The sequence below is a fragment of the Sinorhizobium sp. CB7 genome (assembly GCF_041357635.1).
Lineage (GTDB): Bacteria > Pseudomonadota > Alphaproteobacteria > Rhizobiales > Rhizobiaceae > Rhizobium.
Map to the genome: position 1 here is coordinate 97,664 of NZ_JAULLL010000014.1, position 24,967 is coordinate 122,630.

25 protein-coding genes are annotated in these 24,967 nt (G+C 58.7%); 11 read left to right on the forward strand and 14 right to left on the reverse strand.

The window, feature by feature from the left end:
- Positions 1-324: 324 nt before the first annotated feature.
- Entirely contained in the window at positions 325-1,323 is a 999-nt protein-coding gene (locus AAE029_RS24755; RefSeq protein ID WP_371075561.1) for a flagellin, read from the forward strand.
- 29 nt (positions 1,324-1,352) lie between these two features.
- Here the strand turns inward: AAE029_RS24755 and AAE029_RS24760 are convergent, their stop codons facing one another.
- The 3 genes from AAE029_RS24760 to AAE029_RS24770 all read right to left on the reverse strand — a co-directional run bounded on the left by AAE029_RS24760 (position 1,353) and on the right by AAE029_RS24770 (position 3,211).
- On the reverse strand, positions 1,353-1,688 hold the full coding sequence (locus AAE029_RS24760) for a PilZ domain-containing protein (protein WP_371075562.1): 336 nt from the start codon (positions 1,686-1,688) through the stop codon (positions 1,353-1,355).
- Positions 1,689-1,776: 88 nt separating this feature from the next.
- Complete coding sequence (locus AAE029_RS24765; protein WP_371075563.1) at positions 1,777-2,661, reverse strand: DMT family transporter; 885 nt, start codon at positions 2,659-2,661, stop codon at positions 1,777-1,779.
- A gap of 88 nt (positions 2,662-2,749) precedes the next feature.
- Positions 2,750-3,211 (reverse strand): Lrp/AsnC family transcriptional regulator, encoded by a 462-nt coding sequence (locus AAE029_RS24770; protein WP_371075564.1) that lies wholly within the window; start codon positions 3,209-3,211, stop codon positions 2,750-2,752.
- A 154-nt stretch (positions 3,212-3,365) separates the two neighbouring features.
- Here AAE029_RS24770 and ald point away from each other — a divergent pair, with 154 nt between their 5' ends.
- A complete protein-coding gene (gene ald / locus AAE029_RS24775) occupies positions 3,366-4,484 on the forward strand; it encodes an alanine dehydrogenase (protein ID WP_371075565.1) in 1,119 nt (372 codons plus the stop codon).
- Positions 4,485-4,519: 35 nt separating this feature from the next.
- Here ald and AAE029_RS24780 read toward each other — a convergent pair whose 3' ends face one another.
- From AAE029_RS24780 to AAE029_RS24800, 5 genes are all read right to left on the reverse strand, one after another.
- Positions 4,520-5,008: a DUF1203 domain-containing protein gene (locus AAE029_RS24780; protein ID WP_371075566.1), complete on the reverse strand. Its 489-nt coding sequence runs from the start codon at positions 5,006-5,008 to the stop codon at positions 4,520-4,522.
- A gap of 91 nt (positions 5,009-5,099) precedes the next feature.
- Positions 5,100-5,663: a GNAT family N-acetyltransferase gene (locus tag AAE029_RS24785; protein WP_371075567.1), complete on the reverse strand. Its 564-nt coding sequence runs from the start codon at positions 5,661-5,663 to the stop codon at positions 5,100-5,102.
- 4 nt (positions 5,664-5,667) lie between these two features.
- A complete protein-coding gene (sseA, locus tag AAE029_RS24790; RefSeq protein WP_371075568.1) occupies positions 5,668-6,537 on the reverse strand; it encodes a 3-mercaptopyruvate sulfurtransferase in 870 nt (289 codons plus the stop codon).
- 23 nt (positions 6,538-6,560) lie between these two features.
- On the reverse strand, positions 6,561-7,298 hold the full coding sequence (locus tag AAE029_RS24795) for an alanyl-tRNA editing protein (RefSeq protein ID WP_371075569.1): 738 nt from the start codon (positions 7,296-7,298) through the stop codon (positions 6,561-6,563).
- Positions 7,299-7,304: 6 nt separating this feature from the next.
- On the reverse strand, positions 7,305-8,345 hold the full coding sequence (locus AAE029_RS24800) for a cysteine synthase A (protein ID WP_371075570.1): 1,041 nt from the start codon (positions 8,343-8,345) through the stop codon (positions 7,305-7,307).
- A gap of 303 nt (positions 8,346-8,648) precedes the next feature.
- On the opposite strand from AAE029_RS24800, the gene AAE029_RS24805 reads away from it, so the two are divergent.
- The gene (locus AAE029_RS24805) at positions 8,649-9,476 is read left to right on the forward strand and encodes an SDR family NAD(P)-dependent oxidoreductase (RefSeq protein WP_371075571.1); all 828 of its coding nucleotides are present in this window, start codon (positions 8,649-8,651) and stop codon (positions 9,474-9,476) included.
- Positions 9,477-9,541: 65 nt separating this feature from the next.
- On the opposite strand, the gene AAE029_RS24810 is transcribed toward AAE029_RS24805, so the two are convergent.
- Positions 9,542-10,192: a class I SAM-dependent methyltransferase gene (locus tag AAE029_RS24810; RefSeq protein WP_371075572.1), complete on the reverse strand. Its 651-nt coding sequence runs from the start codon at positions 10,190-10,192 to the stop codon at positions 9,542-9,544.
- 201 nt (positions 10,193-10,393) lie between these two features.
- On the opposite strand from AAE029_RS24810, the gene AAE029_RS24815 reads away from it, so the two are divergent.
- Positions 10,394-11,506, forward strand: coding sequence for a sn-glycerol-3-phosphate import ATP-binding protein UgpC (locus AAE029_RS24815; protein ID WP_371075573.1), 1,113 nt, complete (start codon positions 10,394-10,396; stop codon positions 11,504-11,506).
- 126 nt (positions 11,507-11,632) lie between these two features.
- Here the strand turns inward: AAE029_RS24815 and AAE029_RS24820 are convergent, their stop codons facing one another.
- The 4 genes from AAE029_RS24820 to AAE029_RS24835 form a co-directional block, all read right to left on the reverse strand.
- Positions 11,633-12,190 (reverse strand): chloramphenicol phosphotransferase CPT family protein, encoded by a 558-nt coding sequence (locus tag AAE029_RS24820; RefSeq protein ID WP_371075574.1) that lies wholly within the window; start codon positions 12,188-12,190, stop codon positions 11,633-11,635.
- 67 nt (positions 12,191-12,257) lie between these two features.
- Entirely contained in the window at positions 12,258-13,172 is a 915-nt protein-coding gene (locus AAE029_RS24825) for an ABC transporter permease subunit (protein WP_371075575.1), read from the reverse strand.
- 7 nt (positions 13,173-13,179) lie between these two features.
- Complete coding sequence (locus tag AAE029_RS24830; protein WP_371075576.1) at positions 13,180-14,064, reverse strand: ABC transporter permease subunit; 885 nt, start codon at positions 14,062-14,064, stop codon at positions 13,180-13,182.
- A gap of 103 nt (positions 14,065-14,167) precedes the next feature.
- Positions 14,168-15,520, reverse strand: a complete 1,353-nt coding sequence (locus tag AAE029_RS24835) for an extracellular solute-binding protein (protein ID WP_371075577.1) — start codon at positions 15,518-15,520, stop codon at positions 14,168-14,170.
- A 281-nt stretch (positions 15,521-15,801) separates the two neighbouring features.
- On the opposite strand from AAE029_RS24835, the gene AAE029_RS24840 reads away from it, so the two are divergent.
- The 5 genes from AAE029_RS24840 (at position 15,802) to AAE029_RS24860 (ending at position 20,320) form a co-directional block, all read left to right on the forward strand.
- Complete coding sequence (locus AAE029_RS24840) at positions 15,802-16,719, forward strand: helix-turn-helix domain-containing protein (RefSeq protein ID WP_371075578.1); 918 nt, start codon at positions 15,802-15,804, stop codon at positions 16,717-16,719.
- Between the two features lie 277 nt (positions 16,720-16,996).
- Positions 16,997-18,082, forward strand: a complete 1,086-nt coding sequence (locus AAE029_RS24845; RefSeq protein ID WP_371075579.1) for an NAD(P)-dependent alcohol dehydrogenase — start codon at positions 16,997-16,999, stop codon at positions 18,080-18,082.
- 123 nt (positions 18,083-18,205) lie between these two features.
- The gene (locus AAE029_RS24850) at positions 18,206-18,922 is read left to right on the forward strand and encodes a thermonuclease family protein (protein WP_371075580.1); all 717 of its coding nucleotides are present in this window, start codon (positions 18,206-18,208) and stop codon (positions 18,920-18,922) included.
- A 69-nt stretch (positions 18,923-18,991) separates the two neighbouring features.
- Positions 18,992-19,255: a hypothetical protein gene (locus tag AAE029_RS24855; RefSeq protein WP_371075581.1), complete on the forward strand. Its 264-nt coding sequence runs from the start codon at positions 18,992-18,994 to the stop codon at positions 19,253-19,255.
- 129 nt (positions 19,256-19,384) lie between these two features.
- Positions 19,385-20,320: a D-2-hydroxyacid dehydrogenase gene (locus tag AAE029_RS24860; RefSeq protein ID WP_371075582.1), complete on the forward strand. Its 936-nt coding sequence runs from the start codon at positions 19,385-19,387 to the stop codon at positions 20,318-20,320.
- Here the strand turns inward: AAE029_RS24860 and AAE029_RS24865 are convergent.
- Complete coding sequence (locus AAE029_RS24865; protein ID WP_371075583.1) at positions 20,314-21,378, reverse strand: LacI family DNA-binding transcriptional regulator; 1,065 nt, start codon at positions 21,376-21,378, stop codon at positions 20,314-20,316. The genes AAE029_RS24860 and AAE029_RS24865 overlap by 7 nt on opposite strands.
- Positions 21,379-21,572: 194 nt before the next feature.
- On the opposite strand from AAE029_RS24865, the gene AAE029_RS24870 reads away from it, so the two are divergent.
- Entirely contained in the window at positions 21,573-23,954 is a 2,382-nt protein-coding gene (locus AAE029_RS24870) for a CaiB/BaiF CoA transferase family protein (RefSeq protein ID WP_371075584.1), read from the forward strand.
- Positions 23,955-23,958: 4 nt separating this feature from the next.
- Complete coding sequence (locus tag AAE029_RS24875; protein ID WP_371075585.1) at positions 23,959-24,792, forward strand: hypothetical protein; 834 nt, start codon at positions 23,959-23,961, stop codon at positions 24,790-24,792.
- The last annotated feature ends 175 nt before the right edge of the window (positions 24,793-24,967 follow it).

Below are 24,967 nucleotides of genomic sequence, written 5' to 3' on the forward strand. Positions count from 1 at the left end.
GGAGACGGATGATTTCAGGTCGAATCGACCTGAGAATCCGTCTCTACATCAAAAAGTTAGAGCGGGATGTCGCCCGCAAACCGCACCCTTTCGGTATCCCGCTCTGGTTGAGATTTTTTAAAAATCAAGATAAATCGCTTCCGAACATTAGGCATTTTTTAAGCATAAACGCTAATTAATGTAAGCAGCAGATAGTAGAGTTTGGTCCTGCTTGCGTGAACAAACTCCCAATTCGCTGACGTCCTAAATTGCAGGCTGTGCGGTCTGCGATAGGGATGTGCTGTTCTTAGTAATTGTACTTTGTAATGTTGGAGTTAGATCGTCGTGAGTATTTTCTTGCGGACTTCCGTGGATGCGGCCCTTTATACGTTGCAGGCAACGCAGAAGAGCCTGACGGAAACACAGGCGCGCGTGACGACCGGTTTGCGTGTCCAGAAAGCGAACGACAATGCATCCTATTGGTCGATTGCCACGACCACCCGTTCGGACGTCAAGTCGCTTTCAGCCATTCAGGATGCCCTGGGTCTTGCCGGCGCAACGATGGACGTCGCCTATACCAGCGTTTCGGCCTCCGTGGACATCGTGACGAAGATCAAAGCAAAGCTGGTGGCCGCGACCGAGGAAGGTGTGGACAAGACAAAGATCAATGACGAGCTCGAGCAGCTCAAGGGCGAGCTGCGTTCGACGGGCGAAGCGGCGAGCTTCAACGGTGAAAACTGGATCGTGCTCGACACCGGCGACAACCCACTGCAGCCGCAGAAGATTCCCTCCTCCGTCATCCGCGGCGAGGACGGTAGCCTCAAGATCGGCAAGATGACCTATAATATCGACGATCCGGCGAACGGGCCTCTTTCGAGCAAGGATGCCCGATATCTGATCGATGACAGGGCGGATGGGACCGGTGGCTATGGCGTGCTGACTTCAGACAAATTCGCGATCGAGGCAGGCGTCGGCCAGAACTACGTTCTGCTGAAGAGCAGGAACGGCGACACCACCGGCCAGGTTGAAATCAGCCTCAGCGCCTCGACGACGAAGGATGAGGTCACCGACATGATAACGGTCGTCGACAAGATGCTCGGTCAGATGACAGAAGTCGGCTCCGCTTTCGGCTCCCTGCAAAAGCGCATCCAGCTCCAGGATGAATTCGCCGCCAACCTCAGCGATTCGCTGACCCGCGGCGTTAGTCGCCTGGTGGACGCGGACATGGAAGAGGAGTCGACTAAATTGCAGGCCCTGCAGACGCAGGAGCAACTCGGCCTGCAGTCACTATCGATCGCCAATGCGAGCTACGACACTATCCGGCAGCTCTTCCAGAATTTTTGAGCGCTCTATCGCAGGCGCTTAGTCGCACATCAGCGCGTAAGCACCGGTCTCACTTCCTTATGGAAGAACCGGAAGTAGGACGCCACCTGCGCCGTGGCGTTCGATGTCGGGCTGAACTGGATACCCACGCGACCATTATGCGACCAGCGCACGGTTCCCTCGAGCGACCCGAGATCGTCGCATTCGATGCGGACCTTGCTGCCCGTTGCGGCATAGAGGGGCCCCTTGAGGTCGAGTGCAATACCGGTGGCCGAGAGATCGACGACACGGCCGTCCACCTGCTTGTTGAGATATTTGACCGTGCCAAAAATTCGGCAGCGGCTCCGGGCGGTGGCCCGGGTTTTCATTTGCAGATTGTTTTTCATGTCCTTGCCCGCATTGTGACCATGCGAAGGATAGCGCCAAGATATTGAAATGCTTTTAGGAGCTTCTCTAAAATTCGAGTAAGGCGGGTTACGAAGCCTTGGCCGCCTGCCGTCGCGCGACCGCATGCTCGCGCCAGACCGTGAAGATGCCGGCTCCGGCAACGATGACGGAACCGATGACGACATTCAGCTTCAGCGTCTCCCCGAAGATCATAACTCCGATGATCGCTGCATAGACAAGCTGGAGATAGGTAAGCGGCTGAACGACAACGGCGTCGAGATATTCATAGGCCCGGATCAGCAGATAATGGCTGGAGACACCGGTGATGCAGATAAGGATCATCCAGCCCCAGTCGCCTGCCGGCAGCGCGGTCCAGTAAAAAAGGCCGATAAGGCTGATCGCCGCGGCGCCAACGGCACCGGTGTAGAAGAAGCTGGTCACGGCCGCATCGTCACGACTGACGAGGCGCGTGGCGATGACATAGAGCGCAAACAGCACGGATGCTGACAGCGGCAGCGCCAGTTTGATGTCCATCATGCCGCTTTCGGGCTTCAGGATGAGGAGCACACCGAACAGGCCGATCGAGATCGCAGACCAACGGCGCCAGCCGACGCGCTCGCCAAGGATCGGCATCGAGAGCAGCGCCACGAGGAGAGGGGTTCCGGAAAAGATCGCCTGCGACTGGGCGAGCCCGACCACTGCAAAGCTGGTGATCGCGATGACGATCTGGCTGGCGAGCAGGATCCCGCGAGCGACCTGCAGCCACGGCCTGGCCGTTCGTACCGAGACCGCAAGGCCGCCGCTCATTCTTGCGGCGAACAAGGTGGCGAAGGCAGCGAACGCCCAGTAACGGATCATGGTGACGAATATCGGCGGGTAAAGACCGGCCAGATGCTTCGATATGCCGTCCTGGATGGAAAAGATGGTGATTGCCAGAAGGGCGAATATGTAGCCGTGTGTCTTTGACCTCATGACTTGGTGATATAACAGCGGCCGAGGCGAACGCTATGCAATCTTGGCACGGAGGTGGCGCGTCAAGAAGCATTTCTGAAAGCCGTGTTCAAAGCCCCACATTCGGCCGGTCGATGATCTCACGCAGCGCAAAACTCGAATTGATCTTGACGACATGCGGAAGCGCCGACAGCCAGTCGCGATGGATGCGCTCATAGTCTTCCAGATCACGCGCCGCGACGCGAAGAATATAGTCATATTCGCCCGACATCAGGTAGCAGACGAGCACGTTCGGGCAGCGCTTCACCGCTGCCTCGAACTCGGAGAGTGTCTTGGCAAACTGGCCGGAGAGCGAGATGTGCACGATGGCGATCATCTTATAGTCCAGCGCCTTGTGGGACAGCCGGGCATGGTAGCCCCCAATGACGCCGTTCTTTTCCAGGATGTCGAGGCGGCGGGAGCAGGCTGATGGCGACAGTCCGACCTTCTCTGCCAGCTCTGCATTGGTGATCCGCGCGTTCTGCTGCAACACTCCCAGAATCGAACGATCCATGGCGTCGAGGTTTGTCATTCGTCATTCCTTCGAATTATCTGGTTGCTGCGCAATTATCTTCGAAAAAACCTAGCGTCCCAAATCGTCTTTGCAAGGACATTTCGCCGCCTTGGTGATTGGATTCATCTGTCCACAACAGATTGCAAACGAATATAAGATGAGAGGAACGCGAATGCGTGTCGGTTGTCCGAAGGAAATCAAAAATCATGAATACCGCGTTGGCCTGACACCGGCCTCCGTTCGTGAATATGTGGCCCACGGACACGAGGTCTGGGTCGAGACCAAAGCCGGCGCCGGGATTGGCGCAGACGACCATGCTTATGCTGCCGCGGGCGCGAAGATCGCTGCTTCGGCCAAGGAAATTTTCGAAAAGTGCGACATGATCGTAAAGGTCAAGGAGCCGCAGCCGTCGGAATGGAGCCAACTCCATGAGGGCCAGATCCTCTATACCTATCTCCATCTTGCGCCGGATCCGGCACAGACCAAAGGCCTCTTGAACTCAGGCGCAACGGCCGTGGCCTATGAGACCGTCACCGACGAGCGCGGCGGCCTGCCGCTGCTGGCGCCAATGTCTGAAGTTGCCGGCCGCCTCTCGATCCAGGCTGGCGCCACGGCCCTGCAAAAGGCAACTGGTGGCCGCGGCATTCTGCTCGGCGGCGTGCCCGGCGTGCTGCCGGCCAAGGTCGCGATCATCGGCGGCGGCGTGGTCGGCCTGCATGCTGCAAAGATGGCCGCAGGCCTTGGCGCGGATGTCACCATTCTCGACAAGTCGCTGCCGCGCCTGCGCCAACTCGATGATATTTTCGGTGGACGCGTCCACACCCGCTATTCCAGCATTCAGGCACTGGAGGAGGAGGTATTCTCGGCGGATCTCGTCATCGGTGCCGTGCTCATCCCCGGTGCGGCTGCGCCGAAACTGGTAACCCGTGAAATGTTGACGGGGATGAAAAAGGGCGCAGTTATCGTCGACGTTGCCATCGATCAGGGAGGCTGCTTCGAGACCTCGCACGCCACCACCCATTCCGAGCCGACCTACGAGGTCGAGGGGATCGTGCATTATTGCGTCGCCAACATGCCGGGCGCTGTTCCCGTAACCTCGGCGCATGCCTTGAACAATGCGACCTTGCACTACGGTCTGGCGCTTGCCGATCGTGGGCTCCGGGCCATCGCCGAGGACAAGCACCTGCGCAACGGCCTCAACGTCCACAAGGGTCGGATCACCAATAAAGCCGTTGCCGAATCTCTCGGCTATGAAATGCATGCGCCGGAGAGCGTATTGAACGTAGCGTAAATGAGTTTGCGTAACGTCATTTGGGCCGGGTCGACTCAGTCGCCCGGCCTTTCTTCTTTGTCGATCCGGCACTGGTAGCAGTTATTCCGCGCCGAGCGCACATGGACATAGGCAATGTCGGGACGGTCGAGCAGGGCTGCGGCATAGGCGGGGATCTGCTCGGTGCTCGTCACCGCGCCGCTGCCATAGACGATGCGGTCGTCCTTGCTATAGCCGCGGACGATGAAATCAGGACTGGTTGCAAGCACCGGCGGCAGGGCCTCTTCGGCAAGATAGCGGCGGCAGGGTTCGGCATGCAGGAAGATCGGGCCGGTCTCGGCATAGGGCTGTAGCGAGGGAAAAGGGCGATAGGCAAAGACCAGCACCTGCTCGCCGGCATCGATATTTCTCAGGCAATGGCGGCACGGATGGCCGGGTCCATCCGAAACAAAGACCTCCGGCACAAGGCCATAGGCATCGCGCCCGCCGTCCCAGAGCGCTTCGGCATCGGCTGTCGGCATGGCGGAAAAGCGGATGGCTGACATGGCAAATCTCCTTTTTGCCATGTGATGCGCCTTCGAAGGGCTGCAGGCCACCCGATTCTTGCTTCGCGAAGGCTTCAGCGTGTCCGGCCAGTCAGCTCTTCTTCAAAAGTTCCAGCCATTCCTTGTCGCTCAGCGGACGCACGATGCCCTCACCCGTCGAGACAGGAGAGAAACCGAACATCTGATAGAGTTGAAGCGCGCGAGGATGGTCGAGGCTGTTCGTCGTCGTGACGATGCGCTGTGGCTCGAGCACCCACATGGCATAGAGCGCCTGCAGCAGGAACCATTTGCCGATCCCGAGCCCGAGCGCGTGCTCGATCAGCCCGAAATGGGTCAGCTCGATCGTCTCCTCGTCCTGCCGAAAATATTCGAAGAAACCGGCCGGTGCGCCGTTGACGTAGAGGACGCTGATGTCATTGCGTACGTCATGGAGGACAGCCGCCAATTTTTCGTCGCTCATCCTGAGCCGTTCGACCCAATGCCAGCGCGCACCGACCTGTCTATAGAGGTAGCGGTAGAAGGGAAGCGGTATGCCCGGCGCCCGCATGATCGCAGTCTGGATATTGACGGGCACAGGAAGGCTTGCCTTGGGTGGCGCCGTCATTTCCAATCGAGTGATCTGGACCTTTTGCGAGGCAAGCATTTTGGTGGCCATGGCATCAGTCTTTGCGCGCGACCGCAGAACCGGTGGCGACGGGTGTGTCCGGGCGGCTACCCCATTCAGACCAGGAACCATCATAAAGCTTGTTGTCGGTGTGCCCGAGGGATTCAAGCGCAAGGGTAATGATGGCTGCCGTGATGCCGGAGCCGCAACTTGTCACGACAGGCTTATCGAGATCGACACCGGCGCCTTCGATGGTCGCGCGGAGCTCGGGCAGGGACTTGAACTTGCCGCCGTTGGAAAAGACCCCGGAAGGCAGACTTCTGGCACCCGGCATGTGGCCGGAGCGCATGCCTTCGCGCGGTTCGGGTTCGGTGGCGGCAAAGCGCCCGGCGCTACGGGCATCGGCGATCTGCATGGCACCGCTCGAGACGATATCGCGCATCGTCTCGAAGGAGACGACGCGGCTGGCGTCGAATCGCGTGTTGAACGTCGCAGGCTCTGGTTTGGGCACATCCGTTTCGAGCGGGCGTCCGTCCGCTTTCCAGCCGTCCAGACCACCGTCGAGCACAAAGACCTTTTCTGCGCCCATGGTGCGGAACATCCACCAGACGCGGGGGGCGGTGAATATGCCGGGACCGTCATAGACGACAATGGTGTCCGTGTCGCTGATGCCGAGCTTGCCGACCTCCGCCGCAAAGAATTCGGGTGAGGGAAGCATGTGGGGCAGGTTGGTCGAATGATCGGCGATAGCGTCCTGGTCGAAGAAGACGGCGCCCGGGATGTGACCCGCCGCGTATTCCGCCTTGCCGTCGCGCTTCTGCGTCGGCAGATACCAGGCCGCGTCGACGATGCGGATGTCAGGTGCCCCAAGTCTCTCTTCCACCCAATCGGCGGAAACGACGAAACGGCTTTTCTGGTCGCTCACTGGACGCTCTCCTGTCGCTGTGCCTACGCTTCGGCACCGGGCGAGCCGAAGCGGATGCGGAAGCGCCGGTTCTCCTTGCCCTTCTTTTCGATCTTGGCAATGTGGATAGACCCGACCTCCTGCGTCTCGGAGACATGTGTGCCGCCGCAGGGCTGGCTGTCAACTGCGGAATCCTTGCCGATGCAGACGAGGCTGACACGTCCGAGGCCCATTGGTGGCCGTACATTCTTCGATTTGACGATGCCCGGATTTGCCGCCAACTCCTCGTCAGTGATCCACTGCACATAGACCGGGTGGTTTTGATTGACGAGTTCCATCAGCTTGGCCGTTACTTCGTCCTTGTCGGCCGGATCCATGACGTCGAAATCAATGCGGCTTTCCTCTTCGCCGACGGCAGCCCCGGTCACCGGGTAGGGACAAATGACCGACAGCAGATGGCAGGCGGTATGCATGCGCATCAGCTTGTAACGGCGTGGCCAATCGATATGCAGAACGAGCCTTTCGCCAATGATTGGTCGTTGCTCGCCTTCGAGCGGCACGTGGATGATGACGTCCTTAGCAGAGCCGTGCTTCGTCGGACCAAGGGCGATCTTCGATCCGTCCGCACGTTCGAAGAAGCCGGTGTCCCCAGGCTGACCGCCGGAGGCCGCATAGAAACAGGTCTGGTCCAGCTCGATGCCCCCGTCCTCATGAACGGCGGTGACGACCGCCTCGCATGTCGAGAGGTAGAAATCGTCTCGGTAGAGGGCATTCACTGGCATAACGGATCACGCTACGGTTTCGTATGGTACGGAGATGTCGGACGTTGTGGTGAGCCATGCCGGCACCGGCAGGCCCTTCGATTTCAGGAAGTCCGGGTTGAAAAGCTTTGACTGATAGCGATTGCCATAGTCGCAAAGGATGGTCACGATCGTATGGCCAGGTCCGAGATCCTTAGCGAGCCGCACTGCGCCGGCAATGTTTATACCCGTCGAGCCGCCGAGGCAAAGGCCCTCATGTTCAACGAGGTCGAAGACGAAAGGCAGGGCTTCTGCGTCGGGGATCTGATAGGAGAAATCCGGCGTGAAGCCTTCAAGGTTCGCCGTGATGCGCCCTTGACCTATACCTTCGGTGATCGAAGACCCGGAGGATTTCAGCTCACCGTTCTTGTAAAATTCATAGAGCGCGGCACCTTCCGGGTCGGCGATGCCGATCTTGATATTCTTGTTGAAATCCCTGAGGCCTGCCGCAACACCAGCGAGCGTGCCGCCCGAGCCGACGGCGCAGATGAAGCCGTCGACCTTGCCGTTGGTCTCGTCCCAGATCTCACGGGCCGTCGTTTCGATATGCGCCTGCCGGTTGGCGACATTGTCGAACTGGTTCGCCCAGATCGCGCCGTTGGGATCGGCCTTGGCAAGCTGTTCGGCAAGGCGACCGGAAATCTTTACGTAATTATTCGGGTTCCGGTAGGGAACGGCAGGGACTTCCACCAGCTCGGCCCCGAGAAGCTTCAAGGCATCCTTTTTTTCCTGGCTCTGGGTTTCCGGAATGACGATGACGGTGCGATATCCGAGCGCATTGGCGACAAGCGCCAGTCCGATGCCGGTGTTGCCGGCGGTTCCTTCGACGATGACGCCGCCCGGCCGGAGAAGTCCCTTTTTCTCCGCGTCGCGAATGATGTAGAGGGCGGCGCGATCCTTGACAGACTGGCCGGGATTGAGGAACTCGGCCTTGCCCAGAATCGTGCAGCCGGTGGCGTCGGAAGCACCCTTGAGCTTGATCAGGGGGGTATTGCCGATCGCATCCAGGACGGAGGGGTGGAAACTCATGGAATCTGCCTTCTGTTTAGACCCTAGTTTAAGAACGGTCTTTTCCCTTCACAAGGCAGCCTTGGCAAGAAATTCTGTTCCATGCTCTCCTTCCCGACCGCAAAATTCCACTTGGCAATCCAGATCCCGCAGGTTGTGGTCAGCTTGCGGCCATTTTAGCCCTCGCTCACGAAGTTTTGTTGCCTGTCATGATAGTTGATCGGCCGAAAGCAGCCACAATGATGAGCTATTTATGAAAGGCTGAGGATGGAAACATCCGAGCCCCGTACACGGGTTGAACCGGTAGTTTCAGAGGAGCGAGCGATGCGTCAGTTTACGGCCCATCCCGAACATGGAATAGCGTGGATTTCCGGCGCCAGCTCGGGGATCGGACGCGCTCTGGCTCTGAAGCTGGCGGCGGAGGGCTACAAGGTAGCCGTCACGGCGCGCGATCACGCGAAGCTGGTGGAACTTCAGGCGGAAGCAAGTGATCTGCCGGGCGCCGTCATCGTGCTCGACGGCGACGTTACGGATCCCGAAGACATGGAACATGTCGTTGCCTCGATCGAATATCAGCACGGCAATCTGGCGTTGGCCATTTTCAATGCCGGCATCTATGTGCCTGTTCGTGGTGATCGATTGCAGCGCGAGGATTTCGAGAGGACGATCGCCGTCAATCTCTCCGGTGTCGTCAACTGTCTCGTGCCCGCCATCCGCCACATGAAGGCAAGAGGGCAGGGGCAGATCGCGATCGTTTCTTCAGCGACCGGCTATGGCGGTTTGCCGGGCGCTGCCGCCTATGGCGCAACCAAGGCAGGCCTGATTACAATGGCGGAGAGCCTGAAGTTCGATCTGGACCGAATGGGCATTCATGTCCAGCTCGTCAACCCGAGTGTTGTCGACACTGCCGCTGCGGAGCGGGAGTTCCTTGCTGCGTCGCCGCCGATGACGGCCGAAGAGGCTGCCAACCACATTGCCGCCGGGCTCAAGTCGCAAAGCTTTGAAATCACATTTCCGACACGTGCCAACCACCTGTTGAAGTTGCTGCGCTTTCTGCCCTATGGCCTTTACTTTCGCGCGATCGAGCGCTTCATGCGCGGAGGCGCACGGCCGCACGCGAACCATGGTGCTTCGCCGCATCCCGCGGAATAGTTCAGTTCTCTTGTCTCCGCTCGTTTTCTTAACTGAATCCTACGCCTGAGGTGCACTCACGCGCCTCAGGAGGCAAGGCCGCGATGCTTGAGCCGCATCAGCTTGAATAAGCCGCCCGGAAAGATCGGCCGGACGTCAATCACGTCGAAGTCGCCGCGCCGCTCGGCCCATTCGCAGATCTGCCTGATGCGGAAGGAGGAACTCCAGCCGACGCGGTGGACAAGAGGAGCGATCGCCTCCTCGATCGCCGCCTGCACGCCGGTATCGTCGCTGAGCTTGCTGGTGAGAATGATCTCGCCGCCGGTTCTGAGGACACGCGCGCATTCGTCGAGCGCCCGTTCCGGCTCGGGTATCAGTGTAATGACGAAGGGTAGACAGATGGCATCGAAGGATTTGTCGGAAAATGTCATTTCGCGCGCATCCATCACACAAAGCATCTTCACATGATGGAGGTTGTCGCGCGCAACCTTTTCTCTAGCCTTCGCCAGCATGTGCTCGGAAACATCTATGCCGGTGATGCGGCAATGACGGGGATAGTGCCGCAAGACGAGACCCGTTCCGACACCGACCTCGAGGATATCGTGACCTGCGCGGCCGGCGAACTCTGCAATCTTGCGGTGACCGTCGCGAAGGATGCTCCTGTAGATACGGTCATAGATCGGCGCCCAGCGTTGATATACCTTCTGCTGGTGTTCGATCGTATGCAGATTTCCCAAAGATGCGCCCTCCATCCCTATGCCCGTATTCCGGGAAACTCCGAACTGCGCATCCGGTTCCGAATTGGCAATGATTTTTCATGGAAACGCGCCAAGGGATGAAAGTCGATCCAAATATCATGCCGTGCCTTTGCGGCTGTCACGGTTCTGTAATGGTAGTTGGGTAGCAGTCTCCCGGACTGGCAAATAGGGAAGCATACCATGGCAGAGATCCGGATCGAGAGCGTCCAAAAGACCTATGGGCGTAATCAGGTCGTTCACGGAGTCGATCTGAATTTCCGTTCGGGCGAGTTCGTCGTGATCCTCGGACCTTCCGGCTGTGGCAAGTCGACCCTATTGCGCATGATAGCCGGGCTCGAAGACATTTCGAGCGGTGAGATTGCCATCGACGGCAAAGTCGTCAATCAGCTCGAGCCGCGGGAGCGCGGTTGTGCGATGGTGTTTCAGAATTACGCGCTCTATCCGCACATGGATGTCGCCGCCAACATGGGATACGCGTTGAAGGTGGCGGGCGTCCCGCGTGCCGAGCGCGATCGCCGTATCAAGGAAACGGCGCGGATCGTCGGCCTCGAAGACTATCTCGACCGCAAGCCGGCCCAGTTGTCGGGCGGTCAGCGCCAGCGCGTTGCGATGGGCCGAGCCATCATTCGCGAGCCGAAGGTCTTTCTGTTCGATGAGCCCCTCTCCAATCTTGACGCCAAGCTCCGTGTGCAGATGCGTGTCGAAATTCGCCGCCTGCATAAGCGCCTGTCCGCAACCTCCGTCTTCGTGACCCACGACCAGGTCGAAGCCATGACACTCGCCGACAAGCTGGTTGTCATGAACAAGGGCAATGTCGAGCAGGTTGGCACGCCGCTGGAAATCTATAATCAGCCGCGCACCCGCTTCGTTGGTTCGTTCATCGGCTCGCCGGCGATGAATTTCCTCGAAGGTTCCTTCTCCAGCAATGGTGAAAACTTCCTCTTCGACGGCATTCCGCTTTCGATCGACCCTGCTCTTGGCAAGCGCCATGCGGGACAGCCAACCGCTCTCGGCATCCGTCCGGAACATGTCCGTATCGTCCCGCCCGGAACTTCGGACAGCATTCCCGCAACGGTCGATTTTGTCGAAGAACTGGGAGCAGGCCGGGTCATTCATTCCGACATTAACGGATCGAATTTCGCCATCAGTGTTTCCGATCACACCACGGGCACGACCGGTCAGCCGATTGCGCTACAACTGCCGCGGCAGCATGTTCACCTATTTTCGCATGATACCGGTCTTCGTCTCGATGCCACGACTTCGTCTGCACCTGTAAGGGATCTTGTGTCCTGAGCCTGCCAGTGCGGCAAGGTTCTATGATTTTTTCATAAAGAAAAGCGTTTCATCAAGAAAGAACCCGGAAATCGGTTGCGATTTCCGGGTTTGTTTTTGTCCGTTGTTCGGCCGTTGCTGGCATGCTTACAGAAGAAACTTCTCCTTTATGAGCACGGCACATTCATGGGGCGTGGCAAGGTCCGTTTCGATTTCAAGATCGTAGTTGATATCCCTGTGCACACGGTCGAATTGCCATCGTGCCAAGCCGGGCAGCCGGTCGCCGCGCCGGCGTTCACGCTCTTCGAGAACATCGAGCGAAGCAAAGACGCCGACGGCATGGAAATCGAAGTCGGAGAGGAGTGCACGATATTCGAGCATCTCTCCATCACATAGCACATCGTCCACGATGAGGTTGTTTCCCTGCCTTGCCATGGCGACAATTGCATGCCGCATCCCGCGCAAGACCTGCTCGCCGACTGGGCCGGTCTTGATGACGACGAGCGGTTTTCCGTCGTCAATGACCGTATCGTAGGAAAAGCCTGGCAAATGCTCCTGGTAGGTCTTGGGCAGCATTTCGATGAAGACGTCCATCGAAACATGCAGGAGAGGCTGCGAAGCGACCTCCTGCAGCGCCTTGGCTATCGAGCTTTTACCCGCGCTGCCGACACCATTCAGAAGCACGATTTTTGCGGTCCTGCTCAATATTCGCCTTCTCCGGGCCTGTATTGTTGCTGCCGTGCTTTCGTCGCCGGAAGCACGGCAGCGGTGCTCATTTCTCGGTAGCGATAAGACCGCGAACGAACCAGCGCTGCATCAGGACGACGATGGCGAGCGGCGGCACCATGACGATCAGCGTGCCGGCCATCGCGATGTGCCATTCTGGCAGGCCACCTATATTTGGGATGAGCTGCTTGAGTTCGGTCACGGCGGTTGCATGCGCCGGATCGGTGGTGACCAGCAGCGGCCACAGGTATTGGTTCCAGGCCCATAGGAACATGATGGTGCCGAGAGCGGCCATATTGGTGCGCGATAGCGGCAGGAGGATGTCGATGAAGAAGCGCAGCGATCCGGCGCCGTCCATGCGTGCGGCTTCGGTCAGCTCGTCCGGTATCGTCAGGAAGAATTGACGGTAGAGGAAAGTACCGGTCGCTGTGGCGACCAGCGGCAGAATTAAGCCTGGATAGGAATTGAGCAGCCCCAGGCTCAACGAGACCTGAACGCCTGAAACCTTTTCTATGAGCCAGGTAATGCCGGTAAGGTCGAGGATCGCCTGGTAGGGCGACAATACGTTGGCGGCGACGGCATAGGTCGGCACGATACGCACTTCGAGCGGCAACATCAGCGTGACGAAGATCAACCAGAAGATGAAGTGGCGGCCGGGGTACCGAAAATAGACAAGCGAGAAAGCGGTCAGCGCCGAAACGATCACTTTGCCTGCCGCAACGCCGCTAGCGAAAATAAGGCTGTTCAGCAGCTTGGGGCCGAGATCGGCCGTGGTCCACGCCGTCTTGATATTGACCCAGAAATCGGTGCCGGGGACCAAGGACATCGGCACGCGATTAACGTCGGCGAGATTGTGGGATGCGGCAATCGCTACGATAGCCAACGGTCCCACTGCCACTATGAAGCCGATGAACAGGATCAAATGGGTGAAGAAATTGAGAATTGGGGTGCGCTCGACCATGTCAGCCTCAACGGTAATGCACGCGACGCTCGATGAAGCGGAACTGGAAGATGGTGAGCACGATGATCAGCAGCATCAGAATGATGCTCTGCGCCGCCGCGCCGGAATAGTCTAGACCTTTGAAGCCGTCGAAGACGATCTTGTAGACCATGAGGTTCGTGGAATTGTGCGGGCCGCCGCTGGTCATGATGTCTACGATTCCGTAGGAATCCTGGAAACTCTCGGTGATGTTGATCACCAGCAGGAAGAAGATCGTCGGCGTGATCAGCGGGAACTGAATGTCCCAGAGGCGCCGAAGCACGCCGGAACCGTCCATCGCTGCTGCTTCGATCAATGAGCGCGGAATGGCCTGGAACGCAGCAAGGAAGAAGATGAAGCTGTAGCCGGTATATTTCCACGAGAAAGCAGCAATGATGCTGGCCATGGCGTCCGCGCCATTGAGGCCCGGGTCCCAGAGGCCCGGCCAATAATGGTTGACGACGGACATGAAACCGGCTTCCGGCGCCAGAATGAAACGGAAGGCCATTGCCGAAGCCGGGGCCGCGATGCCGTAAGGCCAGATGAGCACGACGCTGTAGAACTTCGAACCTCTGAGCTGCCGGTCTGTCAGTGCGGCCAGCATCAGCGCGACGCCCATGGAAAGGCTGGTGCTGATCGCCGCGAAGATGATGCTGATCGTCACCGAGTTCCAGTAATCGGCATTGGCGAGAATCGATTTGAAGTTGTCGAGCCCGACCCAGATATTACCGCCGCCCCAAGGTTGCTGTAGCGTCAGCGACCAGAAGATCGCCTGGCCAGCAGGCCAATAGAAGAAAGTGAAGATAAGGAGGAGCTGCGGCACCGCGAACAGGATGCCGATCCTCCATTTGCTGAAAGTTGTGCGCTTTTCCATCGATCCTTCCCGGCTTGGGCGTGTGAACCGGTGCTTCGTCCCGTGATAAAGAAAACCGCCCGCCGGAAATATCACGGCGGGCGGCGCATATTGCCATGACCGATTACGGGAGCTGCTTGCCCTTGTAGGTGGCTTCGAAGCGCTCCAGAACAGCGTTGCCGTTCTTGACCAGGTTGTCGATGCCTTCCTGAACGCCGACCTTGTTGGCGAAGATGGCCTGCATCTGGTTGCCGAACTCAGCGCGGATCTGGGTGAAGTTGCCGAGGCGGATACCGCGGGTGATCGCGGTCGGCTCGGAAGCCGTCAGGCTCGCGATGGCGACTTCGCGGCCCTTGAACGGAGCCTTGTCGTAGAAGCCACTGGACTTCATGAACTCGAAGCCCGACTTGGTAACCGGGATGTAGCCGGTGTTGGTCGACCAGAAGAGAGCGGTCTTCGGATCTGCGATAAAGTGCAGGAACGCGGCGGCGCCCTTGTATTCATCGGCCGACTTGCCGGAGAGAACCCAGAGCGATGCACCGCCGACGAGCGAGTTCTTGCGCTCGGTGCCGGCATAGACCGGAAGCTCGGCGACATCCCAGTTCAGGCCCTGCTTCTGCGTCTTGCCGACCGTGCCGTGGTCGCCGACCGAAGTCATGATCATCTGGCAGTCGCCGGCGGCGAAGGACTGGACCATATCCTGGCCGAGATCCTTGGACTTGATCTTGATGAGACCGTCGTCATACCACTTCTTGAGGTCAGTGACGAACTGGACGAACTTCGTCTTGTTGACCTCGAGACGGGCGTCGAGACCGTCATAGCCGTTGTTCTTGGTGGCGATCGGCTGATTGTGGATGGCAGAGAACTGCTCCATCAACTGCCAGCTTTCATTGCCGGAGATGTTGATGGCCATCGGGCATTCGTAGCCGGCAGCCTTCATCGCCTTCATGTTTTCGGCAGCTTCTTCCCAGGTCTTCGGAGCTTCGGTCTTGCCGATCTTGGCGTAGGCGTCCTTGTTCCAGTAGAGAAGGGCGGTGGAGGAGTTGAAGGGGAAGGAAAGAAGTTCGCCCTTGGAGGTGGCGTAGTAGCGAGCGATGCCCGGGAAGTAGTCGTCCCACTTCACCTGGTAGCCGTTTTCGCTCATCAGCTTGCTGACCGGATAGTAGGCGCCCGACAGCATCATGGTAGCCGTACCGACGTCATAGACCTGAACGATGGCGGGCTGCTTGCCGGCGCGGAAGGCGGCAATCGTGTTCTGGAGTGCTGCGTCGTAGTTGCCCTGGCTGGTGCAGACAACTTCGTAATCGCTCTGGGACTCGTTGAAGTTCTTGCACAGTGTCTGGACGACGCGCTCGAGATCGCCCGACAGGCCGAACCAGAAATCGAACTTGGCCGGTGCTGCGGCAGCCGGCATCGCCAGCGCAAGGCTCATGGCACCTGCAGCCACCGCCGAGAGGGCGTGCCGCAGATTAGGCATAATCTTCAAAGAAGGTTTGTTGCAATTGGGTTGAGACATAGTCTTAAATCCTTTTCGAGCGCGTATCCAATGGCCTTGGCTAGTCCACGGGTAGCGGCTTTATAGACAAGCTATATGACAGTTTATTGTGGGGGATTTCCGCCGCCTGGGAACGGCTGCGCCTTAGTCTGGAATGTAGAGGTAGGGAGCAAAAATGACAGGTTCTGCCGCTTTCGGATTGAAAGGCCGGGTTTCGTGAGAAGCGGCTTTTTGCAGTGGCACAGAGCCAGGTAAGATATCGAATGCGCAAATTCGATCCGTCGCTCGAAATCATTCTTCATGAACCGGAACATTCGTTCCGCTGGGCGAGGCATGATTATCCGAGCCACCTGGCAAAATGGCACTTTCATCCGGAATACGAACTTCACCTCATTGAAAGCTCAAGTGGAACGATGATGATCGGCGACTTCATCGGTTCATTTGCCCCGGGCTGCCTGGTTCTGACCGGGCCGCACCTGCCGCATAACTGGATCAGCGACACGGCGTATGAGGGAAAGATCGCCGGACGTGACGTGCTCATTCAGTTCACGCCTGAATTTGCCGATCGTCTTTGCGACGATTTCGCTGAGCTTTCGCAGTTGCGCGGAATCCTGACTGCGGCCGCCTACGGCGTGGTGTTTTACGGCGAAACCGCTCGCGAGGCAGGAGCACTTCTCAAGGCGGTTGGCGAGGCATCGGGCATAAGACGGCTCGTCCTTTTCCTGGAAATCATGAGGACGCTCACCGGAAACGAGAAGGAGCGATCCGTTCTGTCCCATGTGGCACCGGCCCTTGGTATTCACAGCGCGCAATCAAAGCGGCTGCAGGAAATCGTGACCTTTGTTCAGGAACATTTCCGCGAGAATTTGACGCTTGTCGCCACGGCACGTCTATTCAATATGGAGGAAAGCGCCTTCTCACGCTATTTCAGGAGAAGCACCGGGCATACCTTTGTCGATTTCGTCAATCACCAGCGCATCCATTTTTCCTGCGATCTCCTAAGCAGGACGAGTAAGGCTATCACCGATATCTGCTTCGAGGCGGGTTACAACAACACCGCCAACTTCAACAGGCAGTTCTATCGGATATGCCGGGAAACACCCTCGGAGTATCGCCGGCGCACCCAGCACTTTTCGCAGAAGGGACGGGATACTGTTGCGGCGGAGGAAAGTGCAGCTTGAGCAGCACTGATTTGCCTTCGCAAAGACATTGCGCTCGCAATTCAGCGGCGTCATATCTCTGGTTCCTCGATCCGATTACTGCAAAGATAGTTTGCAAACTTGCCAGATAAGGCGTGGCGGCCACACCTCAGCTGGCATTATTCATTGTCTCGCTACTGCATGTTTCCTTAAATCGGAACCGATTTAAGGATAAGAACGTGCAGCAATTCAAAGTGCTACAGCGTCCCTTGTGCGTCTGAAAAGACGCACGGCGCTGTCGTGGAACCGGAGGTGGGAGATGACGGCGACATTCAACGAAACGCATTTTATCGGCGCTGACAATGCGCTGGCACTCGTTCTGGAGGAGAAGGGGCGGCTTTCGCTCCGGGAATTCGCGCTCCACGAAGAACTCGGTCCCAAGGACGTGCGCATAGCCATCCATACGGTTGGGATTTGCGGCAGTGATGTTCACTATTATACGCATGGTGCGATCGGTTCCTTTGTGGTTCGCGAGCCGATGATCCTCGGACATGAGGCTTCGGGCGTCGTCATAGAGACGGGAAGCCAGGTAAGCAGCCTCAAAGTCGGCGACCGTGTCTGCATGGAGCCCGGTATTCCCGATCCCGACAGCCAGGCGAGCCGGAGAGGCTTCTACAATCTGGATCCCGCCGTTCGCTTCTGGGCAACTCCTCCGGTGCACGGGATACTGCGCTCGCGTGTCGTTCATCCCGCGGCCTACACCTACAAGCTGCCGGATAGCGTTTCCTTCGCCGCCGGCGCGATGGTGGAACCTCTGGCGGTCGGCGTGCAGGCGGCAAAACAGGCGCGCATCAAGCCGGGCGACGTCGCAGTTGTCACAGGCGCCGGTCCAATCGGCCTTGTCACGGTATTGGCGGCGCTTGCAGCTGGTTGCGCCCGAGTCATCGTCTCCGACGTCGATCCGACGAAACTGGAGAAGGCAAGACTTCTCGGACCGGTCACCACCGTCGACGTCCGCAGCGAGAACCTCGGTGAGCGCGTGAAGGCGGAGACCGGTGGATGGGGCGCCGACGTGATCTTCGAATGCTCCGGCAGCGAACAGGCCTGCCGCCACATCTTCGAGCTCCTTTGCCCGGCGGGCACTGTCGTCTTCGTCGGCATACCGCTCCATCCGATCGCCTACGACGTCGCCGCGGCACAGATCAGGGAGGCTCGCGTCGAGCATGTCTTCCGCTATGCGCATGTCTTCGACCGCTGCGTCGAGATGCTTGCGTCTGGGGCTATCGATGTGACGCCACTGATTACACGGACCTTCGATTTTGCCGATAGCGTCAAAGCTTTCGAAATCGCGGCCTCCGCGCCTGCCGGCGAAGTGAAGATGCAGATCAGAATGCCTGAGCGTTGATCGCACACGATCACGAATAGCCCGCGCTAAAAGCTCGGGCTTTTTATTGCGACGACGAGGCGGTGTTTGCCAACCATTCGGAAACCTTTGCTCCTCGATAATGAGGCGAAAGGAATCGGTCCGATGGCAAAAGCAGCAGGCGGCGCCGGCAGACGGCGCAAATCTTCTGGTAATCACAGAAGCCGAAAACAGGGCGCCAGCATCGTCCCGTGGACAATGGTCGCGCTCCTGGTGGTCGGTGGAATCGTGATCCATGACAATTGGAAACGAATCCGGACGGCGCTTCCGGAATTGACGCAAAAGGTCTCGTCGAAACCCTCGCCAGGTCAGGCGATCCAGCCTCAAACGGCTCGAGCCCAAACGAATGGGTCTCAGACGGGTGGCGGCCAGACGGTCGGGACCAAAGCTGGCGAAAGACCGGTCGCGCTTGCCCCGGCGACGCCTCCGATGCCGGTTCCCGCTGTAAAGACGGTTTCACTTTCGCAAACCACTTCCGCTGCTTTCGGCTTTTGTGGCGAAGGGCCGCACACCAATTGTGTTCTTGATGGCGATACTTTCTGGCTCAAGGGCGTGAAGATCAAAATTGCGGATATAGAGACGCCGGAGCTCAGCTCGCCGCGCTGCGAGGACGAGCGGAGATTGGGGACTGCGGCGAAGGTGCGGCTTTTGAACTTGCTGAATGCCGGGCCTTTCGTCTTGAGGCCGGCCGATCGCGACGACGACAAAGACGGCCCCAAGCTTCGCGTCGTCTCGCGCGAAGGGCGATCGATCGGACAGCAGCTTGTCGCTGACGGTTTGGCGAGACCGTGGAGCGGACCCCGCAAGCCCTGGTGCGCGTAATCTCCCGCATATCGTGAAACTGAAATGTCATTTCAGCGTTATCTCATTTAAATAAAATGGGAGGCTTGAATGATATTCCGGTTCCAATCATCGGAAGGACGAGAGGATTGTGGCCGTGGTCGCAATTCCCTGGCCGTCAAGGTATCCGTCGAAACCGCTCTGGCATCGGCTTACGACATCGACACATCGGAAATGCGCATTTCCACACTCGGACCTTACGTCATTCTAGAGGGTTTTGTCCGGCAGGAGGCCGATCTCTGTCGCGCCATCGAAATTGCCGAAGATGTCGTTGGCAAGGGGTATGTCCGCAGTCGGGTTCTAAGAAGATACTGACCGTCTCGCCCTAAGCCTTTCCCGCCACCCTCCCGTTTCGGCAAAAGTGTTTTTCGCCTGTGTCTGCGTTGCAGCGGAGTGCGGTGCTGCTAGGATCGCCCCGACAACTCCATGGGAGGATGCGCGGCGATGAAGATCCTCATTCAGAGCGATGTGAACGAAGCGAGATTGGAACGTCTTCGCCATAGGGCACCGGAAGCCATATTCGAATTTTGCTCGGGAGAGGATAAGATCGAGGCGGCGATTCCCGATGCCGATGTCGTTGCGGGCTTCGTCTCGCCGTCGGCTCTCCTGCGTGCATCCCGTCTCAAGTGGGTGCACAGCTGGATGGCTGGTCCTGACCTTCAACTCTATCCCGAATTTGTCAAAAGCGACGTGGTGCTGACTTGCAGCAAGGGAAATGGAGCCATTCCCCTTGCCGAGCACGCCATGATGCTCATGCTGATGCTGAACCGAAATGCGCTGCGATGGCTGAAGGCGCAAGAGGAGCGCCACTGGGACCGCTTCGTCCATGGCGAATTGAACGGTCTCACCTGCGGCATCATCGGTGCAGGTTATTCGGGGCAGGATCTCGCCTTGAAGGCAAAAGCGTTCCACATGCGCGTGATCGGTCTTCGCCGTCATGATCGGCCGGCCCCCAATTTCGACAGGTTCTACAGCATCGCCGAGATCGAAGAATTCATGGGGGAAAGCGACTTCGTCGTCGTCACTGCACCGAAGACCATGGAGACGACAGGGATGCTGGGTGAACGCGCGTTTCAGGCGATGAAGAAGACTGCTTTTTACATCTGCTTTTCGCGCGGCGGAATTGCCGATGATGCCGCACTCCTGCGGGCGCTGAGCGAAGGCTGGATTGCCGGGGCCGGGCTCGATGCGCACTCGATCGAGCCGCTGCCGGCCGATAGCCCGTTCTGGACGGCGCCGAATACGATTGTGACACCGCACAACGGCGCCACGAGCAAGGCGACGCCCGAACGCGGTTTCGACTACTTCCTCGACAATCTCAGACGTTATCGTGCCGGCGAAGACTTCATCAACGTCGTCGACAAGGAACTGGCCTACTGAGCGGTCGGGCGGCCGGTATCGGCAATGATCGGACCGGTGGTCCTTCGCAGGACGAGTTCTCCCGATAATCGCCGGACAGTAGCGATCTGGCCGGGTTGGCAGGAGCCGCTCTCGATCATCTTTGCCGTCACGCTGACCATCTCGTCCATGGGCTGGCGAAACGTCGTAAGGGAATAGTGGGGCCAACTCGCCATGGCGATATCGTCGAAGCCGGCAATGGAAACATCCTCCGGCACGCGCAGATGTGCTTCTTCGCGCAACGCATCGAGACCGCCGATCGCCAGGATGTCGTTGGCAAAGAATATCGCGTCGGCACTACCCTTTCCGGCGATCTCCAGCGCCGCGCGACGGCCGGCGTCATAGCTGTATTCGCCCCCGTCTATCTGGCCGCTGAGGATCATGCCAAGTTCCGCGACCCGCGTGATGAAGGCATCCCGCCGTTCCCTGTTGGTGCTGGTATGGCTTAGTCCGGCGACATAGGCCACCCTTCGCCGACCAAGCTCATAAAAATGGTCGGCGATCGCCCGGGCGCCCTCGGCATTGTCACAGGAGACACAGCTTAGATCGGCATCTTCCACCACGCGGTTGATCAGGACGGCGGCGCGGCCTTCAGTCGCCCAACGCAGCGTCGGCCCGGAAAGGATCGTGGCTGAAATGACAATGACTGCGTCGACATTGTATCGCCGCAAAGCCGAAAGCTGCTCTTCCAGGTTCGAACCTTTGGTGATGTTGAACAGCAGGCTCTGAAGACCGATGCGCTGCAATTCCTGGGAAAGCTTCTGGATGAGGGCCGGATAGAACGGGTTCTGCATATCCGACACGACGATGCCGACGATATTCGTCCGGCTTTTGGAAAGCATGCTGGCGATAGCATTGGGATGATAGTCCAGTTCCTGCGCATATCTCAGGATTTTTTCGCGCAGATCCGGAGCAATGCTGGCGCCCGGTGTGAAAGCGCGCGATACCGCCGATTGGCTGACGCCGATCATGCGCGCCAGTTCGCGCGCGGTAATAGGCTTCGGTTTGATCTTCATATCCGGCGAACCAACTTTTCGCACTCTTGATCTCTCCAATTCAGCAGTCAGCACCGTTTGCCGATCCGCTCATTATAATCCAAGTCGATCTCATGCAATTGCGGGATTTGAATTAAAGTGCATATTGCATCCGTATGCAACGGCGGCTAAGCTTCCGGTCGCGCCAGGGAGGAGACTGAGCGCCGGAGACTTGGTGACATGAAGTGGAGGGAGTTCGAATGCCGGCAGCATTGGATGACCTGCGGGTCGTTGATTTTTCCGACAGCATTGGCGGGCAGTATTGCGGACGCCTGTTTGCGGACTTCGGCGCCGAGGTAATTCTGGTCGAGCCGGAAGACGGCTCACCGATCCGGCAGGCCGCGCCGCTTTCAATCGACGGCGACCGAATTTCGCTGCGTTTCTGGCACCTCAATACTGGCAAACGATCAGTGAGCTTGGATAGGAGAATGCAAGAGGGCAGGGGCCGGCTCGAGGCCCTGCTGGCGACAGCCGACGTTGCCATCCTTCCTGAGGATTTCGATGCGCAGGAAGTCGAAAAGGTGAATTCGCGCTGCATTGCCGTATCCATCAGCGCCTTCGGCAAGGATGGTCCGCTTGCCCTATGGCGGGGGCCGGAAATCGTGCTGCAGGCCCTGTCCGGCATGATGAACAACAATGGAGAATTCGAGCGGGAGCCGCTCTATGGCGTGGGGGAACGCGCCTCTTTCGCCGCCGGGATCGGCGCCTATATCGGGGCTCTTGCGGCGCTTCATGCGCGCCATGTCACCAATCAGGGACAGATTGTGAGCGTGGATGCCGCCGAGACCGCCGCCGCCATGTGCTTTCCCTATGTGCTGCGGCACATCTATAATGGCTCTGTTCATAGCAGGCAGGACCAGACGATCCCGGCGGGGCAGGTCAAATGCCGCGATGGCTGGGTTTGTATCTGGGTCTATAACCACCGCTGGCAGGCCGTATGTGCGGCGCTGGATATGCCGGAAATCGAGGCCGATGTTCGCTTTGCAGATCCGGCGATCCGTAGGGTGAACTGGGATGCCCTGTTCGCTATCATCCAGGACAGGGTGGCGGATCTCGATGCAGAAGATCTGGTCGAGCGATTGCAGCAGGCGCAGGTGATTGCCGCCAAAGCCTATCGCCCCTCCGAGCTGTTCGGCAACGCTCATCTCAACCACCGTAATTACTGGCAGAAAGTCGACGGCCGTGTCATCCTCGGACCTCCGTTTCGCATGAGCGAGACACCGCGCAGGGTTCGCTCTGGAGCGCCCGCATTGGGCGAAGCGAACGACATGTCTGCTGCGTCTTTTGGCGAGCGGAAAGCCTTGTCGGCGACAGGAAGGCGGCCATCTTGCCGGCCGCTCGAAGGCATACGCGTGATCGAGGTCGCCACCGCCTGGGCGGGACCGATGGCGGGCCGGGTGCTTGGCTATTTCGGCGCGGAATCGATCCATGTGGAATCACCGAACCGCGTCAACTCCTGGCGCCTGAACAAGGAAAAGCCCAATCCGGTCAACTTTCCGGGCGGTGTGCCGGGCGACAGGCCCTTTGATCGATCCTTCCTATTCAATTCCCAGAACGTGAACAAACTCTCCTGCATCCTCAATCTCAAGACGGACGAGGGGCAGGAGACGCTGCGGCGTCTCGTGGCCGTGTCCGACGTGCTCATTTGCAATTTTCGACCCGGCACGCTTGCCAAGCTCGGGCTCGATTTCGATAGCCTCAGAAAGATCAAGCCGGACATCATCGTGGCGGAATTGCCGGCCTTCGGGCGGGAAGGGCCGATGTCAGGCTATGCCGCCTTGGGCCCGACGATGGAAATGGCAACCGGGATGTCGGCCATGATGGGTTATCGCGACGGTCAGCCGGAAAATACCGGACCCTCCTATCTCGATCCGATCGGCGGCTTCAATGCCGCGGCCGCAATTCTGACGGCCCTGCATTACCGGCAGCGCACGGGGCAGGGTCAGTATATCGAAGTACCGCAAGTGGAAGCCGCCATGCAGTTGATCGGTGCCGAACTGCTGCAGGCGACCGAGACCGGGATCGATCCGGTGCCTGACGGCAACTCTGTCGAGACCATGGTTCCACATGATGCTTTTCCGGCGCTCGGCGACGATCAGTGGGTGGTGGTCGCCGCCGAGAACGAGACGCAATGGCAGATCCTCTGTCGGCTGATCGGCAGGACGGAACTGGCTGAAGATCCGCGCTTTGCAACCCTTGCGGAGCGGTTGCGCAATCGCGATGCGCTGACCGCAATTCTCTCCGATTGGACGCGTCATCACGACAAGCACGAGCTTGCCGCTCTGCTGCAGAATGGCGGAGTTGCCGCCGCACCGGTCGCGACCGCCGCCGATGTCGCCAACAGCGACTATCTTGCCTATCGTGGCTTCTTTACCGAGCTCGAGCATCCCGATGCCGGCCGACACCGCCATCCAGGCCTGCCGATTCATCTGAGCGGTACGCCGGGCGGGCAGGTCCGCGCTGCGCCGCAGTTCGGCGGGCACAACATGCATGTGCTTCAGGAGATTTTGGCGCTATCGCCCGAGGAGATTGCACGGATTACCGCAAGCGCCATGACGACCGTGCCCTTGCCGAATGGTTGAGCCAATGGAACATCCCCAATTCTCCGATGCAGATATTTTCCCGCGCAGCCTGACCGTCCATGTCGTACTCGATCACGATCCTCGCTACAGGGGCTCGATTCACGATGATGCGGTAGCCCGTTCGCGGGGCTATAAAGCTGCCCTGGTCCCAGGCGCCTTCATCTACGGTCACATCAGTCGTGTCGCGATTGACGTCTGGGGCACGGCTTGGGCCGAGCGCGGGGCGATGGGCGCGCGTTTTCGCCGACCAGTTTATAACGGAGACACGCTGACGATCCGTGCTGCTGTTTTGAACGGCGGACCGGAGATGCGTCGTACGGACGTCAGCGCGGTCAACCAGGATGGCGAGGAGGTTGCGACCGGTTGGATCGGTTTGCCCGATGTGCCGCCGCAAGTGCCCGATTTGACCGGCTTTACGGTGCTGCCTCGCCCGGAGATGCCGCCAGTTGTTGGAGCCGGGGAACTTCGGGCCGGCATGCCTGTCACGACCGCTGCGAGGATATTGACGGAAGCGGATTTCCGCGCCTCGCTTTCTGCCTTTGGCGAGCGGCATCCGCTCTATACGGATCCCGGTTTCGTGCATTCCGGCTGTCTGATGCGTCTCGCCATGGGCGACACGAACAACAGCTTCAGGTTTCCGGCCGCGGTGGTGCTCACCGGAGCCGAGGCCCAGCATTTTGCGCCCGTCTATCCCGGGCAGCGTCTGGAGACGGCGGGGCGGATCAGCGACGCCTATCTTCGCAAGGGAAAATACTACTTTGAGAGCGAGGAGTTCTTGCGCGCGGACGGTGTGCCCGTCGCGCGATTTTTCAGAACCTCGATCTATGCCTATGAATGACTTTTCTCATGATTGCTTTTCATTCCGGTACGCGTTCCACGTGCTTGAATACGGATGCAAACTGCGCAATGCTGGTCCTGAGGAAGATGGGACGGCGGGTCTTCGGCGTCATCTGCGGAGGTTGCGCTGATACTGGGATTTAAACGGCTCTGCCGGGCGGCCATGCCTGATTCCG

What these genes read in the sequence shown, in the direction of transcription:
- AAE029_RS24760 (WP_371075562.1), bottom strand. Translation starts at nt 1,688, where the DNA reads ATGAAAAACAATCTGCAAATGAAAACCCGGGCCACCGCCCGGAGCCGC.
- AAE029_RS24765 (WP_371075563.1), bottom strand. Translation starts at nt 2,661, where the DNA reads ATGAGGTCAAAGACACACGGCTACATATTCGCCCTTCTGGCAATCACC.
- AAE029_RS24770 (WP_371075564.1), bottom strand. Translation starts at nt 3,211, where the DNA reads ATGACAAACCTCGACGCCATGGATCGTTCGATTCTGGGAGTGTTGCAG.
- ald (WP_371075565.1), top strand. Translation starts at nt 3,366, where the DNA reads ATGCGTGTCGGTTGTCCGAAGGAAATCAAAAATCATGAATACCGCGTT.
- AAE029_RS24780 (WP_371075566.1), bottom strand. Translation starts at nt 5,008, where the DNA reads ATGTCAGCCATCCGCTTTTCCGCCATGCCGACAGCCGATGCCGAAGCG.
- AAE029_RS24785 (WP_371075567.1), bottom strand. Translation starts at nt 5,663, where the DNA reads ATGGCCACCAAAATGCTTGCCTCGCAAAAGGTCCAGATCACTCGATTG.
- AAE029_RS24795 (WP_371075569.1), bottom strand. Translation starts at nt 7,298, where the DNA reads ATGCCAGTGAATGCCCTCTACCGAGACGATTTCTACCTCTCGACATGC.
- AAE029_RS24800 (WP_371075570.1), bottom strand. Translation starts at nt 8,345, where the DNA reads ATGAGTTTCCACCCCTCCGTCCTGGATGCGATCGGCAATACCCCCCTG.
- AAE029_RS24805 (WP_371075571.1), top strand. Translation starts at nt 8,649, where the DNA reads ATGCGTCAGTTTACGGCCCATCCCGAACATGGAATAGCGTGGATTTCC.
- AAE029_RS24815 (WP_371075573.1), top strand. Translation starts at nt 10,394, where the DNA reads ATGGCAGAGATCCGGATCGAGAGCGTCCAAAAGACCTATGGGCGTAAT.
- AAE029_RS24825 (WP_371075575.1), bottom strand. Translation starts at nt 13,172, where the DNA reads ATGGTCGAGCGCACCCCAATTCTCAATTTCTTCACCCATTTGATCCTG.
- AAE029_RS24830 (WP_371075576.1), bottom strand. Translation starts at nt 14,064, where the DNA reads ATGGAAAAGCGCACAACTTTCAGCAAATGGAGGATCGGCATCCTGTTC.
- AAE029_RS24835 (WP_371075577.1), bottom strand. Translation starts at nt 15,520, where the DNA reads ATGCCTAATCTGCGGCACGCCCTCTCGGCGGTGGCTGCAGGTGCCATG.
- AAE029_RS24840 (WP_371075578.1), top strand. Translation starts at nt 15,802, where the DNA reads ATGCGCAAATTCGATCCGTCGCTCGAAATCATTCTTCATGAACCGGAA.
- AAE029_RS24845 (WP_371075579.1), top strand. Translation starts at nt 16,997, where the DNA reads ATGACGGCGACATTCAACGAAACGCATTTTATCGGCGCTGACAATGCG.
- AAE029_RS24850 (WP_371075580.1), top strand. Translation starts at nt 18,206, where the DNA reads ATGGCAAAAGCAGCAGGCGGCGCCGGCAGACGGCGCAAATCTTCTGGT.
- AAE029_RS24855 (WP_371075581.1), top strand. Translation starts at nt 18,992, where the DNA reads ATGATATTCCGGTTCCAATCATCGGAAGGACGAGAGGATTGTGGCCGT.
- AAE029_RS24860 (WP_371075582.1), top strand. Translation starts at nt 19,385, where the DNA reads ATGAAGATCCTCATTCAGAGCGATGTGAACGAAGCGAGATTGGAACGT.
- AAE029_RS24870 (WP_371075584.1), top strand. Translation starts at nt 21,573, where the DNA reads ATGCCGGCAGCATTGGATGACCTGCGGGTCGTTGATTTTTCCGACAGC.
- AAE029_RS24875 (WP_371075585.1), top strand. Translation starts at nt 23,959, where the DNA reads ATGGAACATCCCCAATTCTCCGATGCAGATATTTTCCCGCGCAGCCTG.